We start from the raw sequence: 16,986 nt of genomic DNA, 5'->3' as shown, positions 1-16,986 counted from the left end.
ACCTTCGACTACACCGCGACGCTTTCGGGACTTTCGATGATGCCTGGCGGCATCGCCATGCTGATGCTGATGCCGATTTCCGGCTTCGCCTCCGGCTTCGTGCAGCCGAAATACCTGATCATGATCGGCATGTCGGCGGTTGCCGTGGGATTGTGGCACCTGACTTCACTGTCGCCGAATGCCGGTTTCAGCTATTTCACCTATGCCCGCATTTTCATCACGGTAGGGCTTCCCTTCCTGTTCATCCCCATTTCGACGGCCGCCTATGTCGGCCTGCCGCCGCAAAAGACCAACCAGGCCTCGGCGCTGATCAATGTCGCCCGCAATATCGGCGGCAGCGTCGGCGTATCGCTCTCCAACACCGTCGTGGCGCAGAACGCACAACTGCATCAGACCCATCTGATCGGCAACACGGCGCAGTCCTCGCCTGTCTATCAGCAGATGCTTCGGCGCATGACTGACTATTTCGTCGCTCAGGGCTCGCCCGCGGTCGAGGCGAAAGTCCAGGCGGTCGGCTGGATTGGCCAGACGATAGGCCGGCAGGCGACGCTTCTGGCTTACGTGGACTTGTTTCGCTACTCCGCGATCGCGACCGCCCTGCTCGTGCCGCTCGCACTTTTGCTGCGCTCTCCCAAGTCGAGTTCCTCCGCGAAATAGCTTCTACCGAGGCAGGCGCTCCTTCGAGCAAGGCAGTTTCATGGAACCGGGCGGCGCTTGTCTGGTTACGTCCCATGACACGGAAAAAAGGAGACAGACCGATGGCCAAGGAAAAGATCCGGCCACAAGACGAAGATCGCGAAGCCGTGCATCTGGCCGAAACGACCGACGTCTCGCCCAAGCAGGCGAAAGATCTCATCCGCAAGCACGACAACGACAGGAAAGAGGTGAAAAAGGAAGCCAAGAACTTTAAGGCTGAGGGCTAGGCGTTCGGAGCGATATTGGCCGGTCGCTTCGACGCCGCGCGCCTGCCGCAATATGGAACCGGGGCGCGAACGGTTCGTTCGAATAAGTGGGCCGGCCTGAAAATTCACCGCCAAGGTTTCTGCACCTTGGCTACAGGACAACGGCAATGAAATCGAAACTGGTTTCGAAAGTCGCGGGACAGAGGACCTTCGTGTTGGTGCTCGAGCCTGGCGAAGAGGCGATTGGCGTGCTCACTGCCTTTGCCAGCGAAGAACAGATCGACGGCGCATCGCTGACCGCGCTCGGCGCGTTCGAGCGAGCAGCGGTCGGTTGGTTCGATTTCGAGGCAAAGGATTATCGCAAGATACCGGTCAACGAGCAGTGCGAGGTTCTCAGCGCGATCGGCGACATTGCCTTGGGCGATGACGGCAAGCCCAGCCTCCACTTGCATGCCGTGCTCGGACTGAGCGACGGAGCGACGCGGGGCGGACATCTGCTGGGCGGCGTGGTGCGACCGACCCTGGAGGTCACACTGGTCGAGTCCCCCGCTCATCTGCGCCGCAGGAAACACGCCGATCTCGGCATCGCCTTGATCGACCTGAGCGCCTGACCTGGACATTGCTTCGAGATCAGGTCCAGTTGGAAAGAACCGTCTCCATCTCGACCGTTTCGACCTGCTGCGCGAACCGCTGATGATAGACGGTCATCAGCGCGTCGTGTGTTGCATCCGAAGAGCTGCACAGGGCATCCGTCACCAGAACGACGCGGTAGCCGATATCGATCGCGCCAAGCACTGTCGCCAGAACGCAGACGTCGGTCTCGCCGCCGGTGATGACGAGAGTGTCGATCCGGCGGGATGAAAGCAGCGTGTGCAGATGCCCTTCGGGCCACGGTGAATAGATGTGCTTGTCGACAACGATCGCCGGCGGGCAGCATGCCGCCAGCGGCGGCAGGAGTTCGATCATCTCCTCGCCGATCCTGTCGATGGTCATCGATGCCCAGCGTTCATAGTACCGCTTCCAGGTGCCGGCGCCCTGCCCCGGGCTTCGCGCCGGAAGGAAGCGAGTGAAGATCGTTTGTGAAGGATATCTTTCGGCAAGGCTGACGATCCGGGGAAGGACACGGGTGATCCAGGGTGTCGCCCACTCCGACGGCTCGGCGAACAGCCGCTGCATGTCGACACACAGATGGGCGCAATGATCGCCCAGAGGTCCATATGCCAGACCCCGAACCGACATCAGCAGCAACCCGCTTTGTCGTCTTCGGCGTCGAGCCGGCACAAGGCGGCCAGAGACGGATACCTGAACGCACATGCCAGCCGCATAGGGGTTCCGTTCAAGTCGACATCCTTGCGCTAGTCCCCAGTTTCCCGAGTGCCGACCAAACGCGAGGCAGCGAAACTCGTTCCCCTCGGGCTTTCGGAAACCACATCATCGGTGGAACGTTGACCAGCATCGAGGTTCGAGAGATCGGCCAATGGTCGCGCAGCAAGAAATGAGAGAACGAACCGGGGGGTGCCTGTGCGGCAACGTCCGCTATCGCACCATCTCCAGGCCGCGCGCTCACTATTGCCACTGCGACATGTGCCGACGCTCGACCGGCAGTGCGTTTGCAGTCCTGGCGTGGGTACCATCGGCCAGCTTGCAATGGCTTTCCAACAAGCCTTTCGGCCGCAGGTCATCACCCATCGCACAAAGAAGCTTCTGCCGCGACTGCGGATCGCCCATCGCGTTGGCCTACGATGCATCGCCGGATGAGATCGCCCTGCATGTCGGAACCTTCGACGATCCCGCCGATCTCGAGCCAGGCTACAATTACGGATCCGCGCAACGGCTCGGATGGACATGCTGCGGTGTGGACCTGCCGCACCACGACGCCGAAGAGCGGTGGTAGAGGCCGTGGCCGCTGCTTTTCCGCTGCCTTTGGATACCCGCCCCATGGAGGCCAAGGCGGCCGACGCACTGCCGGGCGACGACGGTCTCTGGCAGTATGAGCCGAAGTGGGACGGATTCCGCTGCCTGGCCTTCAAAGGCGCCGCAAGCGTCGATCTCAGGGCCAAGTCCGGCAAGCCGCTCGGCCGGTATTTTCCGGAAATAACGACACTGTTGCGCGATCTCGATACCCAGTCTTTCGTTCTCGACGGCGAGATAGTCATCGAGGTGAATGGCGATCCCTCCTTCGAGGCCTTGCAGATGCGGCTTCACCCTGCCGAAAGCAGGATTCGCATGCTGAGCGCGCAAACCCCGGCCCATCTCGTTCTGTTTGATATTCTCGCCGATCCGGACGGCGGGATCATGCTCGACAAGAGCTTGACGGAACGACGGGCCGCGATCGAGCGCTTCGTCACGAGGTCGGGCGTTTCCTCGTTGCGGTTGTCGCCGCGCACCACCGACGTGACCACCGCCAGGCGCTGGCTGGGCGAGGCCGGCCACGGCTCCACCGATGGAGTTGTCGCCAAACTGCTGACGGACCCTTATCGGCCGGGCGAGCGCACTATGATCAAGGTGAAGCGGCTGCGCACCGCGGACTGTGTCGTCGGCGGGTTCCGCTACCTGACGGGCAGCAGCCAGGTCGGATCCCTGCTGCTCGGACTCTATGACGACCACGGCAAGCTCGACCATGTCGGGTTTACGTCGACGATCGGCAAGGACGACAGGGCAGAAATTACCGCGAAGCTCGAGAACCTGAGAGGCGGACCCGGCTTTACCGGCAAGGCTCCCGGCGGACCGAGCCGCTGGAGCACCGAACGCAGCGGGGAGTGGGAGCCCGTGCGGCCGGAGCTGGTGGTCGAAGTCCGTTTCGATCATGTCACCGGCAATCGGTTTCGCCATGGAACGAAACTGCTGCGATGGCGGCCGGACAAGGCGCCGCGGCAATGCCGCTTTGAACAGATCCAATGAAGAAAGGGCTGGCAATGAGCATGCTCTACCGGGCGGCCAAGATTGCCGAGGACGCGCATCGATCGCAGACCGACAAGACCGGGCAACCCTATATCGAACACTGCAGGCGCGTGGTCGACACGGTCGAAACCCTTGACCAGAAGATCGTGGCATATCTGCATGACGTCCTCGAAAAAGGGGAGGGCTGGACAAGGACGAGGCTGAAATCCGCAGGCTTTGGTCCCTCGATTGTCGCCGCAGTCGATGCACTGACGAAGAGGCCTGGCGAGAATGAAATCGCTTTCGTGCGCCGGGCTGCGTCAAATCCCCTGGCGCGGCCGGTCAAGCGTGCCGATCTGGCCGACAACCTGTGGCAAGCGCGGCGGGCCGGGATTCCCCTCGCGAAATTTGAAGAGGGCCTGCGCATTCTCGACGAAGACCGCGCAGCGTGAAGGCGACCTGGGCCCGGTGTCATCGCACGACAATCCAATGGAATCGGTTCCCTTGGATAAATCCTGCCGCTGCCCTGCTATTCCACTATGTGAGGCGTGTGGCGCTCGTCTTCAGCGGGATCGGCGTCTATGCGAGCCTTGCCGGGATCGAAGGCGGCGTGGCGAGCAAGCACCCGGACAGGCGCCTCGGGCTCTTCATACGCCCACATGAAATCATCCGCCGATCCGCCAACGGCATGCACGCGCCAATAGCTCGCAGTGCCTTTTGGCGATATCGAGGTGGTATCGGTTTTCTCGAGCAGGTCGAAATAGATGTCCTGGAACGGGATGTAGAACACAGGATCCCTCCCCGTTTCCTGGACCTGCAGCGCATGTTCGGTGGAGGCGATGATGGCGTCGGAGAATCTGACAGTCACCGTTCCATGGAAAGGCTGAATATGGAGATTGTTTCCCGACGGTGATCGGGGCTCGGCTGAAGGGTTCATTTGAGTGTCTCTGAGATTTCCAATTGGTAAAGTTCAAGGGCCGGTCTCAAAGGCAAAACGAGGTAATGCGGGATTGGTTGCGCGAATGCGGCGGCTACCCCGCGATGCTGCATCCCAGGCCCCAGGCGGAACACCAACCGATCCCGCTGAGAGGAACAACGGGCCGGGTCGGCGGTTATCCGTTAGCCTTTCCGATTCCACGATCCATCAGGATAGCCGAGTTCTGGCGGCGGAAAGAGACGCAACTGGCGACAAAGGGGGCCACATGAGGCACCCGTTCATATCGGAGACATGAGATGGAACCGCGCAAGAAGCAACGATCCGAACAACGGGACGAAACTGAAGCCCCGGCAATCCATCAGGCGGACTGGGATGCAATCAAGGGCGGCAGGGTTCTTCCAGACAAGGTGTCCGACAATGTCGACGCCGTCGTCGACGTCGAGAAGGAAGGCGACCTGCCGGAGGAGGACGATGACAACGCCTACCAGAACAGCGACGAGGCATTGCCCGATGACGAAGAGGAAGGTGCCATATCGCGCGATCTGGCCAGGCGAGCCGGGCCTTTTGACGAGCCCTGACCCCAAGGGCGCCGACACTGATCTTGCTGGCGCCCGGCAACCATCGAGTGGCCGATGGTGTCAGGGCAACGGGCACTCTGTGCCGCCACGAAAATCTCTTCACTTTCCGACGCCGGGATACTGCCTTTCCTTCAGCACGCTGGCCAGATGGGCCGCATTCGAAGCCGTCATTTCGATCATCTCGACCACGGCTTCCGGCGTTCCGGGCAGGTCGACATAGTTGACGTCGCCCATAGCCTGCCCAACCCAATACACGCCGCCATTGGCAGGAATCGTGAAGCCGACGTCGTTTAGCGCCTGAAAGCACGCCGCGTGACAGGCGTGAGCGCCGTCTTCATTGCCGACGATCGCCACGATCGCGACCTTGCCGGCGGCCGGCATCCGGCCTTGTTTGTCGGTCTCCGATAGAAACGCATCCATGCGCTCCAGGATGCGCTTGGCGACACTCGACGGCTGGCCGAGCCAGATGGGCAGGCCTAGCACGAAGATGTCGGCGTCGAGGATCTTCCTGCGGAGCTGCGGCCAACCGTCTCCCTCGCCCATGTCCGACAGCACGCCGGGTTTGACGTCATGGTCGAGGGCGCGAACAATCTCGCCGCGCACCCCATGCGGCACCATTGCCGCCAGCAGATCCGCCAGCAGGCGGTCCGTGGACGATTTCTCGGCGTCGTCGGAGGCCTTCAAGGTGCAATTGAGCGCAAAGGCGGTGAGCGGCATGGAAAGATCTCCCGAGTGCGTTCTGTGCCAAACGCACCGGGACGTCGTGGGTTGCCTGAAACCCGACAAGAAGCTTCACCTTCCACCCTTGGGAACCATCGAACGCTCCGCGGTGTTGGAGAACGAGCCCATTGCGTGAGTCGTCCCCGCTATGACCATGCCGCTTCATCCAACCTTGACCGACCTCGCCCTACGCCTGGCTCTTGCTTTTGTTGCCGGCGTGATCATCGGAATGAACAGGGAAGCCCGCGGCCACACCGCCGGGCTCAGAACAACCGTTCTGGTCGGCCTGGCGGCCGCGATAGCGATGATGCAGGCCAATATCCTGCTCGAGGTGGGCGGCAAGGGCCCCGATTCGTTCAGTGTGATGGACGTGCTCCGTTTTCCGCTGGGCGTGCTGACGGGCGTCGGCTTCATTGGCGGCGGAGCCATTCTCCGCCGCGGCGACTTCGTGACAGGTGTCACCACGGCCGCCACCTTGTGGGTCATGACCGCAATCGGCCTCGCCTTCGGCGGCGGGCAACTGGCACTTGGCACAGCGGGGACGGTTTTGACGTTGATAACGCTTCAGGTGCTGAAGCAGGTCGATCTGTGGGTCCCACGAACCCATCATGCGATCCTGGCGATCTCGTCGGCGAACGGCGTTCCGCCTGACCTCGACGCGCTGGTTCAACCGCTGGGCTATCGCTGGCGCTTTCTCGGAATGCAGCACGACATCGAGCGCGGCCGGTTCGTATTCTCCTTCGAGCTGAGCTGGAAACAGCCCGACGCGGCCAAACCCTCCGTCGAGATACTGGCGCGGATCAGTCCGCGCTACGACATCGAACGGTTTGACGCGATCAGCGATAAAGGTCCCCGACCATAGGCAGGGCAGCGATGCGTCCTCGTCCCTGCCTTGGATTCGACCGGAGCCGGAACAAATCCGGACTTCGCGCTTTGAACACGCAACACTGTTCGAGGCGATGGCTTGCTGTCCCTGTCGCGCGTCATCCCGATCGACCCTCCTCGAACAAGGAAGGAAGATATCATGAACAAGGCAATCATCATCCTGGCGGCACTCACTCTGGCTTTGCCTGCCCATGCTCAGTCCCAAAACGCACCCCTTCCCCCGGACGCACCGGCACCGGAAGCCGTGCCAGGTCAGACCGGCCCCGACCAGGGCATCACCGGACAGACATTCACCAACATAGCCATCGTCGCATTGGCGGACTTGCCACCCGACCTCAAGGCCAAGGTCGAGACCGTGGTTGCCCAGACCAGCCAGGAAGACCTTCACGTCCTGCAGCGTTCGGTCAGCGCATCGCCGGAAGCTTCCTCGGTCCTGGCCGCGAATGGACTTGATGCCTCCGAAGTGGTGGCGGCCAACATTGACGGCGACGGCACGCTGACGCTGATCATCCAGACCACGACCTGACGGCGTGGGGCAGAACCCGGTGCTTCGGCGGATGTCCCATTCCCGGTACCAGGCGGCAACGGTCGAAGGAGGGCGTCATGGCTGACGCGACGGTCCGCAATTTCACGATAAACTTCGGGCCGCAGCACCCCGCGGCGCATGGCGTCCTGCGGCTGGTGCTCGAACTCGACGGCGAAGTCGTCGAACGCGTCGATCCGCATATCGGGCTGCTGCATCGAGGCACGGAGAAGTTGATCGAGTACAAGAACTACCTGCAGGCCCTGCCCTATTTCGACAGGCTCGACTATGTGGCGCCGATGAATCAGGAGCACGCCTTCTGCCTGGCGGCGGAGAAGCTGCTCGGGATCTCGGTTCCACAGCGCGGCCAGCTCATTCGCGTGCTGTATTGCGAGATCGGCCGGCTGCTGTCCCATCTGCTCAATGTCACCACGCAGGCAATGGATATCGGCGCCCTCACGCCGCCGCTCTGGGGTTTCGCCGAACGCGAGAAACTGATGGTGTTTTATGAACGGGCATCGGGCGCCCGCATGCACGCCAACTATTTCAGGGTCGGCGGCGTACATCAGGATCTTCCCCCGGACCTGTTGGACGATATCTGGGATTTCTGCGACCCGTTCCTCAAGGTCTGCGACAATCTCGAAGAACTGCTCACCGAAAACCGCATCTTCAAGCAACGCAATGTCGACGTCGGCGTCATCGGTCTCGACGATGCCTGGGCTTGGGGGTTTTCGGGCGTAATGGTGCGTGGGTCGGGCGCGGCATGGGATTTGCGCAAGGCGCAGCCTTACGAATCCTACCCGCAGATGGAATTCGATATTCCCATCGGCAAGAACGGCGACTGCTATGACCGCTACCTCGTGCGAATGGAGGAGATGCGCCAGTCGGTCCGGATCATGAGGCAATGTCTTGACAAGCTACGGTCGCCGCAAGGCCAAGGACCGGTCGCAATTCCCAACCGGAAGATCACGCCGCCACGCCGCGCGGAGATGAAACGCTCCATGGAAGCGACCATTCACCATTTCAAGCTTTACACCGAAGGCCATCACGTGCCCGAGGGCGAGGTCTATGCCGCCGTCGAGGCGCCGAAAGGCGAGTTCGGCGTCTATCTGGTTTCGGATGGGGGCAATGTTCCTTACCGGTGCAAGATTCGCGCGCCGTCCTTCGCACATCTGCAGGCGATGGACTATCTGTCCCGGGGGCACATGATCGCCGACGTCTCGGCGATCATCGGCTCTCTCGACATCGTCTTTGGAGAGATCGATCGCTGAACCGCCGTCGCCGCCCGCTGGGCGCGGGCAGCGCTCTCGCCCTGTCATCGATGGTCAGTGTGCCGTCTGCGAATGCGCGCCGCCTGGCTGTGAGATGCCGTTCAGCGCTTCGCCGGCTCGTGCGGCCTCGCCATTCTTCGTGAGATCGCCAAGCGAGATGATGCCAACCAGCCGTTTTTCACGGCTGATCACCGGCAGCCGTCTAACCTGAAGGTCCCCCATCTGCTGGAGCACGTCTTCGATCTCCTCGTCGTCGTAACAGTACCTGATCTCGGCACTCATCACTTCGCGTATCCGCGTATCCGGGCCCCTACCCTGGGCGACGCCACGGACGGCGATGTCGCGATCAGTGATCATTCCGACCAGCCGGTCGTCCTCGCCTACGGGCAGAGCGCCGGCATCGAGGCTGGCCATGGCGGCGGCGGCCTCCCGCAGGGTCTGGTCCGGACTGGCGACCTGAACGCCTTGCGTCATGCAGTTGCCAACTTTCATGATGTTCTCCTTTGGTTGAAGCGCCCCTTGCCGTTGCTGCGATGGAAACACGATGGGGGGACAATGGCGCCGGCCCAAGACGTTCCATTGCCACGGGATCGGGATCTCATGCGTCGCACGTTCAGACGACGCGGCTCCCGGCATGCATCGGCGATTCTTCGTTCTCGTCGGGATTGGGCAGAGGCGTCTCGTCCGGGAGTTGTTCCGGATCAGGCTCCTCGATCGGTTCGGGCTTCCAGGTCGGCGCCGGCATCGGCACGTCGCGATTGGGATCTGGTTTTCCTGGGTTTGGCATCGGGATCACCTCCCTTCATTCGGGACGCAACTCCTGGCCGGCGTCATTTGTTCCATCGCCAATTCGCGGTCGCCTCCGGCCTTGCCGCCACGGATCGAGACGGCGCGCTGCCGATCGGATCCGCCGGTCGACTTCAGCCCCGTCTTTCGGAACCGGACGGTTTTCCAATCCGTTGTCTCGGCATCGATCGAGGAGAAAGACGATGGCTGGTGACGAGAGAATTTCCGGCAGCAACTTGCCCCAAGTCGCGGTCGACAGTGAACAGGTCCGGCAACTGGTGGCGACAGCCGATCTGCCGTCCAATCAGGCACGCGAGCTCGTGCGCCGTCACGGCAACGATCCGCACAAGCTCGAAGAACTGGCAAAATCTATCAAAGCGGTAAGCTGACCGTCGGGACGGCGTCCGACTCCGTCAGATTTCAAGCAAGGCATAGGGTCGGCCGGTCGGTTTGGAAACGTGCATGGCGACGTTGTAGACCCTCGCCCCGCCGGGCGTGCGGCCCTCATAGCTTCCCCGATGCGCATGGCCGTGCACGACAGCACTGACCTGGAACCGGTCGATCGTTTCCGCCAGCCGCGACGAGCCCAGAAACGGAAATATCTCCAGGGGTTCGCCGGCGATGGTCTCGACGATCGGAGCGTAGTGCAAAATGACAAGCGTGCGTTTTGCGCGAACCTGGCGCATCGCGTTCTCAAGCCGCATGGCCTCGCTGACGCTCTCGGCGACCATCGACTTGATGGCCGGCTCGCCGAAGTAGCCGAGCATGCGTGAACCGAACCCCCCGACGAACCCTTTCACGCCGACAAAACCGACCTCCTCTATTTCGGTCGTCTGCCCGTCGAGGAGATGGACGCCCGCTTGACGCAGGATTTCCGCGACGTCCTCGACCGCACCGGATTCATAATCATGGTTGCCGAGCACGCCGACCACCGGGATAGAGCAGGCGCGCAGGTCTTCGGCGAGGATCTCGGCTTCGCGGGGCTTGCCCAGATTGGTCAGATCGCCTGGAAGAACGAGGATATCGGCCTCGCGCGACATTTCGCCGAAGAGATCGCGATACGATGTCTGGGCGTCCTCCTTCACATGCAGGTCGCCAACGGCCGCCACCTTGATCGTGGCGGTGCCCTCCATCGCCGGAGCGTCTTCGGTCCGTTCAGCCATCACGAAATTCTCCTGTACCGCCGACGCCGGCGAAGCCCCATTCCTTGACGTCGATTTCGTAATCGGTCTGCGAAAGCAGGCGCCCGCGGCAGATCTTCATTCTGGGGGAAGGCAATTGGCGCTGCTTGGCAAGGCGGTCGAGCAGTTCGTCAAGCAGCCATGTGGGGATGCGGTCGCGCTCGCTCGGATAGATCCATCTGAAACTGAGAATCTGCATCAGCAGCACTTCCCAGTGGACTTCCAGGTAGGAGAGCAGCCTGTGCCAGTCGATCTGGTCCTGCGCCTTGAGGATCGTATGGGCGATGTCCGCCCCGTCATGACGCCCTCGGTCCTGGATGAAGCATTTGGACCATATGAGCTCGGTCGGGCCGACGATCCTCACCCGGCTTCCCAGCAGTTCGGTTTGGCGGGCATGCTCCATCCACTGGTCGCTTACCGGCATCGTTCCATTCGCCGAGGCGAATATGATGTCGAAGAAATGCGTGCCCTTGAAGACCTTTCCAAGCCACCGGTCGTCCTCGATTTCGACCGCGTAGCCGAGCTGCTTGAAATGGGCCAGGATGCGCGAGAAGTCGCCTGCCTTGCAGAAGATATCGAGATCCTTGGTCTGACGGATGACGCCGGTGTAGGCGCTTACCGCGTAGGTTCCGGCGACAAGGAAAGGAATGTCGGTGGCGGCGAGTTCGCGAATGGCTTCGGTATAGAACACCTCCGCCTCGGCGTTCTTGAGCGTCGGGGCGGCCTTTGCGTCGATCGCGGGAAGGGATGCCGGAACAGTTCCCGGCAACGGATCGTTGATCATGGCACGCATGGCTCCCACACATCGGCAACCGATTGATCGCCCGCGTTGTTAACAGCGGGAACCCTGCCTGGTTCCGCCATGGTCGCGTTGCGGCCTGAAGGAAATCGGGCGCGACGGGCAAAATTACCCGCAGAGTCCTGGGTTTCAATATGGTTGCATGGGCCGTTTCCCTGCATGGAACCATCGCCATTCGGCATCGTTAGCCCGGACAGCCGAAGCTGCCTTCGGGCGATCGGGGTGTCTGGTTTCAAGCGCAGACGATATCCAGGATGTATGTTCTTGCCCTAGCGACAGACTATGACGGCACGCTCGCCGAAGACGGGGTCGTCTCCGATGCGACCTATGCTGCGCTCGAACGGCTGAAGCAGACGGGCCGCAAGCTGATCATGGTGACCGGCCGCGAGCTTGCCGATCTCGAGCGGGTCTTTCCGGCACTCGACATCTTCGACAGGGTGGTCGCCGAAAACGGCGCGTTGATCTATACGCCCGCTTCGAAGAAGGAGCGGCTTTTGGCGCCGGCGCCCCCGGCTGAATTCGTCGACCGGCTGAAGCGTCGCGGGGTCGCGCCCCTGTCGGTCGGACGCTGCGTCGTGGCCACCTGGGAACCACAGGAAACCGCCGTGCTGTCGGAGATCAAGGAGCTTGGACTTGAGCTCGAGATCATCTTCAACAAGGGCGCGGTGATGGTGCTGCCAAGCGGGGTCAACAAGGCCACCGGCCTTGCCTGCGCACTCGAGGAATTGGGGTTTTCCGCCCACAACGTCGTCGGTGTCGGCGATGCCGAGAACGACCATGCATTCCTGCGCGCCGTCGGCTTCGGCGTCGCCGTAGCCAACGCATTGCCGACCGTTAAGGAGACGGCGGATTTCGTCACAGCCAGCCCTCGAGGTGCCGGCGTGGTGGAACTGATCGAACAGCTCATATCGCGCGATGCCGGCTTCGTGGAGACGGCTCGCCAACATGTGGAAGTGGGAACCGACATATCGGGCGCGCAGGTGCACCTTTCACCGCATGGCGGCGGCGTGCTGCTGGCCGGCACATCCGGTATCGGCAAATCCACGCTTGCCACCGCGTTGACCGAGCGCTTTGTCGAGAAGGGTTTTCAGTTTTGCGTTCTCGACCCCGAAGGCGACTATCAGGAACTCGAGAATGTGGTGGTGGTTGGCGACGCCAAGACCCCGCCGATCTCGCGTGAGGTCTTCGATCTTCTGTCCAAGCCAACCAACAATGTCGCTGTCAACATGCTGGGGCTGAAGACCGCCGAACGGCCCGGCAATTTTGCCAAGCTGCTGCCGGACATGGCCAGCATTCGCGCGCGCACCGGCCGACCGCATTGGCTGATCATCGATGAGGCGCATCATCTCTTGCCCCAGGCCCGTGACGGCGCGTCTTTCGCGCTGCCCAAGAGCCTCCCCGCGACCATCCTGATCACCGTGCACCCCGATCTGGTTTCGCGCGACGTCCTGGCTGGCGTCGAACCGTCCTGGCGCTTGGACCGGAAGCCGACAAGATCGTCGCAAGCTTCTGTGCCGCCACCGGCATCGACGTCCCCGACGGCGCCGTGCCGCCGCCAAAGGACGAAGTCCTGTTTTGGAAACGATCATCGGGCGAGCCGATCAGGACGGTCAAGGTCGAACGGCCCCGCCAGGTTCGCAAGCGGCACATGCGCAAATATGCCGAGGGCGACCTTGGCGACAACAGCTTCTATTTCCGGGGGCCGGACGGAGCGCTTAACCTGAAAGCGCAGAACCTGATGATGTTCCTTCACATCGCAGAAGGCATCGACGATCGCACCTGGGAACATCACCTGCGCGCCGGCGACTATTCGAAATGGTTCCGCAGCAAGATCAAGGACAAGAACCTCGCCGACGAGGTGGCGGACATAGAAACGGATACCGGCACGGACATGCAGGAGAGCCGCGCGGCCATCGCCGAGGCCATTGGCCGCCGTTACACTGCTCCCGCGGACTGACCTTGAGCCGGGGTAGACACAAGCCCATCCCGATTCCTCGGGATGGACCTCTCTCATGTCATGATACGGAGCGAGCGTCAGCGCGCCTGGCTAAAATGCCTAGCGGTTTTTGTGGCTCTGTTGGCCCGCTCTTACATGTTGTTCGTGCGAGCCGCCCCGCATGTTGGAGCCGTCGCCCTGTTGCCGCTCATTGTTACCTGCGGCCTGTTGCTGCTGGCGGTTCTTGTTTTCCGTGTTCTTGTGGCTCTGCTGGCCCGCCTTCACATGTTGCTCGTGGCTACCACCTTGATTGGGCATGGTAATTCTCCTTTCAATCCAACTTCGAGACGACGGTCGTCTCCCCCGGAGAATGCAGATTTCGGCGCCGACGTTCCCTCACGTAATATTTCGTGACATCCTGCCAAAGGGACGAAGGCGGACCGAGCTTGATGCCGACCGGCGGGAGAGCGACATGCCTGAAGCAGCGATCATCACCCCGAGGGTGTGACGCGCCACACTGTGTTTCCGACATCGTCCGCGATCAGCAGCGCTCCGGTTTTGTCGATGGCAACGCCGACCGGCCGACCACGCGCCTCCTCCTGGTCGTTGAGGAAACCTGTGACGACGTCTTGAGCCATGCCGCTGGGGCGGCCACCGCTGAACGGCACGAAGACGACTTTGTAGCCATTCAGCCCGGGACGGTCCCAGCTGCCGTGCTCGCCGACAAAGGCGCCGCCCCGATATATCTGCGGCAGGCTGGTTCCGGTGTAGAAAGCCATGCCCAACGGTGCCACATGCGAACTCAGCGCATAATCGGGAACGATCGCCTTGGCGACCAGATCCGGGCGCTGCGGCATTACCCGGGGATCGACATGCTGGCCGTAATAGCTGTACGGCCAGCCGTAGAAGCCGCCGTCCTTCACCGATGTCATGTAGTCCGGCACTAGATTTGGTCCGAGTTCATCGCGCTCGTTGACGACGGTCCAGAGTGCTCCCGTCTGCGGCTCGAAGCTCAAGCCGTTCGGATTGCGCAATCCGCTGGCAAAAATGCGCGATCGTCCGGTGGCCCTGTCCACCTGCCAGATTGCGGCGCGGTCCTTTTCCGCGCCGATGCCGTTTTCGGTGATGTTGCTGTTCGAACCGACGCCGACATAGAGCAACGACCCGTCCGGACTGGCGGCGAGGCTTTTGGTCCAATGATGATCGATCGGACCGCCCGGCAATTCCGTTAACCTGACGCCCGGCGCGGTGATCTTGGTGTCGCCTGGCCTGTAGGGATAGCGCATGATCGCGTCGGTGTTGGCAACGTAGAGGTCGTTTCCCACCAGGGCGACGCCGAAGGGCGAATTCAGGTGATCGAGGAACACATCCCGGACGTCAGGCACGCCGTCGCCATTGCTGTCACGCAGCAAGGTGATGCGGTTGCTCCGTCCCGTATCGCCGCCCGAGGTGACAAGCGATTCGATTAGGCCCATCACGATATCCTTCGGCCGTTTGGCTGGCGGTTCCGGCGGGGCCTTCGATTCGACGACCAGCACATCGCCGTTCGGCAGGATGTAGAGCGAGCGCGGATGCTGAAGCCCGGTCGCCAGCGCATGGATCTGCAGGCCCTGCGCTACCGTCGGCGTTTCATCCTTCTTCCAGCCGACCACGGATGCAAGATGCATCGGCGGGAACAGATATTGCTTTATCTCCGGCAAATTCGGGTTGGGGCCTATCTGAGTGCTTGGGTCGGCGGCATCGTTGCTGCAGCCCGCGGCGCCGAGCGTCGCAAAGCAAAGGAACGCAAGCCCTGTACCATAAGCGCGTCGCTTGCCGGATCGATCAAACGGTTTCATCGGCCACTCCCACGTGGTGGCGGTAGACAAGGGCCCAGCCCAGCCAGCCGGTGAATATCAGGATGAGTACCACCAGCGCCGACAGGATAAGGCCTGTCGGCATCACCGAGGTCCAGGCATCACGGGTATGTATGAGCATGTTGAAGAAGGACAGTATGACCGCCACCGCATTGCCCAGCATGTGCAGCCACGCGGTTTTATGTGCGCGCACCCGGCGATCGCCCAGGAAGTCGGTGAAGCCGGCAATGGCGGCTAGGACGCCGACGATCACCCCGACCGTCAGCAGCCAGGCGGAGAAATTCGCCCACATCATCTCCGCCGTCCGCCAGTAGTTCAGGTCCGTCAGCAATGCGCCGACGAAGCAGGCGATGGGAATGGGCACGAGCATCGGATGGATGGGATGGCCGGCGATGCTGGCCGTGGAAGCCGGATTCTCCCTTGCCATGAGGAAGTCCTTCCATATCAACTCTTGGTTGGCCCATAAACAATCCCCAAGGCCGGAGGTTCCTGCCTGATGGTCCCGGCGGGTCGCCGCGGACCGAGTTCAGCGGTCAGATCGGCACGATCGCCAGCACCTGGCGGGCGATGATCAATTCTTCGTTAGTGGCGATTGCGTAAACATCGACCGCGCTGCCCTCGCCGGTGATCCGCCCTTTTCCCGACCGGTTTGCATTCGCGTCGAGCAACACGTCCAGCCATCGCAGGCGCTCGCAAACCGCTTCACGGATCTGCCAGGAATGCTCTCCGATCACTCCCGTGAACACCAGCGCCTCGATACCCTGGAGCGTGGCTCCCATCGCCGCGATCTCGCGGGCGATCCGAAACGTGAAGAGATCGATCGCCTCCGCCGCACGAGGATCCTTGCTGCCAAGCAAGGTCCGCACATCTGCCGACACTCCCGAAACGCCGAGCAGGCCGGACTTGTGATAGAGCAAGGTCTCCAACTCTTTCACGGACATGCCGCGCGCCTGCTGAAGGTAGAGAAGCACGCCGGGGTCGATGGCGCCCGGCCGCGTGGCCATCATCAACCCGTCAAGCGCGGTGAACCCCATGGTGGTGTCGAGACTTCTGCCTTCGCGCATGGCGCACAGGCTGCATCCGCTGCCGAGATGCGCGACCACGCAACGCTTGCCCCGGAGTCCGGGCGAAAGCGCCTGCAGCTGGCCTGCGACGAATTCGTAGGAAAGGCCGTGGAAGCCGTAACGGCGGATCCCGCTTTCCTCGAACTCGCGCGGCAGCGCATAGCGGTTGACGGGCGGCTCCAGCGTGCGGTGAAAGGCGGTGTCGAAGCAACCGATCTGGGGTAGGCCGGGCAGCAGTTTGGAGATCGCACGAACCGGCGCCAGGCCGGCCGGCTGGTGGAGCGGTGCCATCGGCGTCAGCGCGTCGAGCGCCTCGACGATCTCGCCGGTCAGCAGGACCGGAGTCGAAAACCGCTTGCCACCATGGACGATGCGATGGCCGACCGCGCTCAGCGGAGCCTGCGCAAGATACGGATCGAGGACATCGAACAAGTCCCGCAGGAGAACCTCTACGGGCGGGCTTGCGGGCTTGACGGCGCGTTTGAAGATGGATTTGCCCGACGCGTCCTTGGCGACGAGGCTTGGCTCGTCATCCAAGTCTTCGCACGCACCGCTCACCGTGAGCACCGGCCCCTCCTGTGATCCGGCTTCGAACAGGCCGAACTTCAGGCTGGACGAGCCTGCATTGAGGGCGAGTATTGCGCTGGTCACGAGCGGCACTCCCCGGC

21 protein-coding genes and 2 pseudogenes are annotated in these 16,986 nt (G+C 62.1%); 12 read left to right on the top strand and 11 right to left on the bottom strand.

Annotated features, from left to right (window positions below):
• The 3 genes and pseudogenes from FJ959_RS24845 to FJ959_RS24840 form a co-directional block, all read left to right on the top strand.
• A pseudogene (locus tag FJ959_RS24845) lies at positions 1-657 on the top strand (EmrB/QacA family drug resistance transporter); the annotation flags it as partial.
• Positions 658-758: 101 nt separating this feature from the next.
• Complete coding sequence (locus FJ959_RS31915) at positions 759-923, top strand: hypothetical protein (protein ID WP_181165226.1); 165 nt, start codon at positions 759-761, stop codon at positions 921-923.
• 146 nt (positions 924-1,069) lie between these two features.
• Complete coding sequence (locus FJ959_RS24840; RefSeq protein ID WP_140632659.1) at positions 1,070-1,513, top strand: PPC domain-containing DNA-binding protein; 444 nt, start codon at positions 1,070-1,072, stop codon at positions 1,511-1,513.
• Between the two features lie 19 nt (positions 1,514-1,532).
• Here the strand turns inward: FJ959_RS24840 and FJ959_RS24835 are convergent, their stop codons facing one another.
• Entirely contained in the window at positions 1,533-2,141 is a 609-nt protein-coding gene (locus FJ959_RS24835) for an isochorismatase family cysteine hydrolase (RefSeq protein WP_140632656.1), read from the bottom strand.
• Positions 2,142-2,379: 238 nt separating this feature from the next.
• Here FJ959_RS24835 and FJ959_RS24830 point away from each other — a divergent pair, with 238 nt between their 5' ends.
• The 3 genes from FJ959_RS24830 to FJ959_RS24820 are packed head-to-tail and all read left to right on the top strand — an operon-like array spanning position 2,380 to position 4,234.
• Entirely contained in the window at positions 2,380-2,796 is a 417-nt protein-coding gene (locus FJ959_RS24830; protein ID WP_140513577.1) for a GFA family protein, read from the top strand.
• Complete coding sequence (locus FJ959_RS24825) at positions 2,748-3,803, top strand: ATP-dependent DNA ligase (RefSeq protein ID WP_140513920.1); 1,056 nt, start codon at positions 2,748-2,750, stop codon at positions 3,801-3,803. The genes FJ959_RS24830 and FJ959_RS24825 overlap by 49 nt, the downstream gene beginning before the upstream one ends.
• Positions 3,804-3,817: 14 nt before the next feature.
• The gene (locus tag FJ959_RS24820; RefSeq protein ID WP_140513578.1) at positions 3,818-4,234 is read left to right on the top strand and encodes an HD domain-containing protein; all 417 of its coding nucleotides are present in this window, start codon (positions 3,818-3,820) and stop codon (positions 4,232-4,234) included.
• A gap of 77 nt (positions 4,235-4,311) precedes the next feature.
• On the opposite strand, the gene FJ959_RS24815 is transcribed toward FJ959_RS24820, so the two are convergent.
• Positions 4,312-4,650 carry a DUF427 domain-containing protein gene (locus tag FJ959_RS24815; protein ID WP_318012459.1) on the bottom strand — a complete coding sequence of 113 codons (339 nt, stop codon included), beginning with the start codon at positions 4,648-4,650 and terminating at the stop codon, positions 4,312-4,314.
• Between the two features lie 365 nt (positions 4,651-5,015).
• Between FJ959_RS24815 and FJ959_RS24810 the strand changes: the two genes are divergently transcribed.
• Positions 5,016-5,297 (top strand): hypothetical protein, encoded by a 282-nt coding sequence (locus tag FJ959_RS24810; protein WP_140632653.1) that lies wholly within the window; start codon positions 5,016-5,018, stop codon positions 5,295-5,297.
• Between the two features lie 99 nt (positions 5,298-5,396).
• Here FJ959_RS24810 and FJ959_RS24805 read toward each other — a convergent pair whose 3' ends face one another.
• On the bottom strand, positions 5,397-6,014 hold the full coding sequence (locus tag FJ959_RS24805) for an NAD(P)H-dependent oxidoreductase (protein ID WP_140513580.1): 618 nt from the start codon (positions 6,012-6,014) through the stop codon (positions 5,397-5,399).
• A gap of 151 nt (positions 6,015-6,165) precedes the next feature.
• Between FJ959_RS24805 and FJ959_RS24800 the strand changes: the two genes are divergently transcribed.
• The 3 genes from FJ959_RS24800 (at position 6,166) to FJ959_RS24790 (ending at position 8,696) form a co-directional block, all read left to right on the top strand.
• Positions 6,166-6,879 (top strand): MgtC/SapB family protein, encoded by a 714-nt coding sequence (locus FJ959_RS24800; protein WP_181171972.1) that lies wholly within the window; start codon positions 6,166-6,168, stop codon positions 6,877-6,879.
• 162 nt (positions 6,880-7,041) lie between these two features.
• Positions 7,042-7,428 (top strand): hypothetical protein, encoded by a 387-nt coding sequence (locus tag FJ959_RS24795; protein ID WP_140513581.1) that lies wholly within the window; start codon positions 7,042-7,044, stop codon positions 7,426-7,428.
• Between the two features lie 77 nt (positions 7,429-7,505).
• Positions 7,506-8,696 carry an NADH-quinone oxidoreductase subunit D gene (locus tag FJ959_RS24790; protein WP_140513582.1) on the top strand — a complete coding sequence of 397 codons (1,191 nt, stop codon included), beginning with the start codon at positions 7,506-7,508 and terminating at the stop codon, positions 8,694-8,696.
• 54 nt (positions 8,697-8,750) lie between these two features.
• On the opposite strand, the gene FJ959_RS24785 is transcribed toward FJ959_RS24790, so the two are convergent.
• Entirely contained in the window at positions 8,751-9,188 is a 438-nt protein-coding gene (locus FJ959_RS24785; RefSeq protein ID WP_140632650.1) for a CBS domain-containing protein, read from the bottom strand.
• 121 nt (positions 9,189-9,309) lie between these two features.
• Positions 9,310-9,483: a hypothetical protein gene (locus FJ959_RS24780; RefSeq protein ID WP_140496150.1), complete on the bottom strand. Its 174-nt coding sequence runs from the start codon at positions 9,481-9,483 to the stop codon at positions 9,310-9,312.
• A gap of 202 nt (positions 9,484-9,685) precedes the next feature.
• On the opposite strand from FJ959_RS24780, the gene FJ959_RS24775 reads away from it, so the two are divergent.
• Positions 9,686-9,871: a hypothetical protein gene (locus FJ959_RS24775; protein WP_140496151.1), complete on the top strand. Its 186-nt coding sequence runs from the start codon at positions 9,686-9,688 to the stop codon at positions 9,869-9,871.
• Positions 9,872-9,895: 24 nt separating this feature from the next.
• On the opposite strand, the gene FJ959_RS24770 is transcribed toward FJ959_RS24775, so the two are convergent.
• Together FJ959_RS24770 and FJ959_RS24765 are read right to left on the bottom strand one after the other, a co-directional pair.
• Positions 9,896-10,645 (bottom strand): metallophosphoesterase, encoded by a 750-nt coding sequence (locus FJ959_RS24770; protein ID WP_140632647.1) that lies wholly within the window; start codon positions 10,643-10,645, stop codon positions 9,896-9,898.
• Positions 10,638-11,447 carry a nucleotidyltransferase family protein gene (locus FJ959_RS24765; protein WP_140496153.1) on the bottom strand — a complete coding sequence of 270 codons (810 nt, stop codon included), beginning with the start codon at positions 11,445-11,447 and terminating at the stop codon, positions 10,638-10,640. The genes FJ959_RS24770 and FJ959_RS24765 overlap by 8 nt, the downstream gene beginning before the upstream one ends.
• Positions 11,448-11,716: 269 nt before the next feature.
• Between FJ959_RS24765 and FJ959_RS24760 the strand changes: the two are divergent.
• Positions 11,717-13,419: pseudogene (locus FJ959_RS24760) on the top strand (HAD family hydrolase).
• A 99-nt stretch (positions 13,420-13,518) separates the two neighbouring features.
• Here FJ959_RS24760 and FJ959_RS24755 read toward each other — a convergent pair.
• The 4 genes from FJ959_RS24755 to FJ959_RS24740 form a co-directional block, all read right to left on the bottom strand.
• Entirely contained in the window at positions 13,519-13,716 is a 198-nt protein-coding gene (locus FJ959_RS24755) for a hypothetical protein (protein ID WP_140496155.1), read from the bottom strand.
• 173 nt (positions 13,717-13,889) lie between these two features.
• Positions 13,890-15,236, bottom strand: a complete 1,347-nt coding sequence (locus FJ959_RS24750) for a sorbosone dehydrogenase family protein (protein WP_140632644.1) — start codon at positions 15,234-15,236, stop codon at positions 13,890-13,892.
• Positions 15,223-15,681 (bottom strand): DUF2231 domain-containing protein, encoded by a 459-nt coding sequence (locus tag FJ959_RS24745; RefSeq protein WP_140632641.1) that lies wholly within the window; start codon positions 15,679-15,681, stop codon positions 15,223-15,225. Before FJ959_RS24745 ends, FJ959_RS24750 begins: the two co-directional genes overlap by 14 nt.
• Before the next feature lie 106 nt (positions 15,682-15,787).
• Positions 15,788-16,978 (bottom strand): acetate/propionate family kinase, encoded by a 1,191-nt coding sequence (locus FJ959_RS24740; protein WP_348641485.1) that lies wholly within the window; start codon positions 16,976-16,978, stop codon positions 15,788-15,790.
• Between the last annotated feature and the right edge of the window lie 8 nt (positions 16,979-16,986).

It is taken from the genome of Mesorhizobium sp. B2-2-4 (assembly GCF_006442375.1).
In the GTDB taxonomy this organism is placed as follows: Bacteria; Pseudomonadota; Alphaproteobacteria; order Rhizobiales; family Rhizobiaceae; genus Mesorhizobium.
This window is presented reverse-complemented; position numbering and strand designations above follow the sequence as displayed.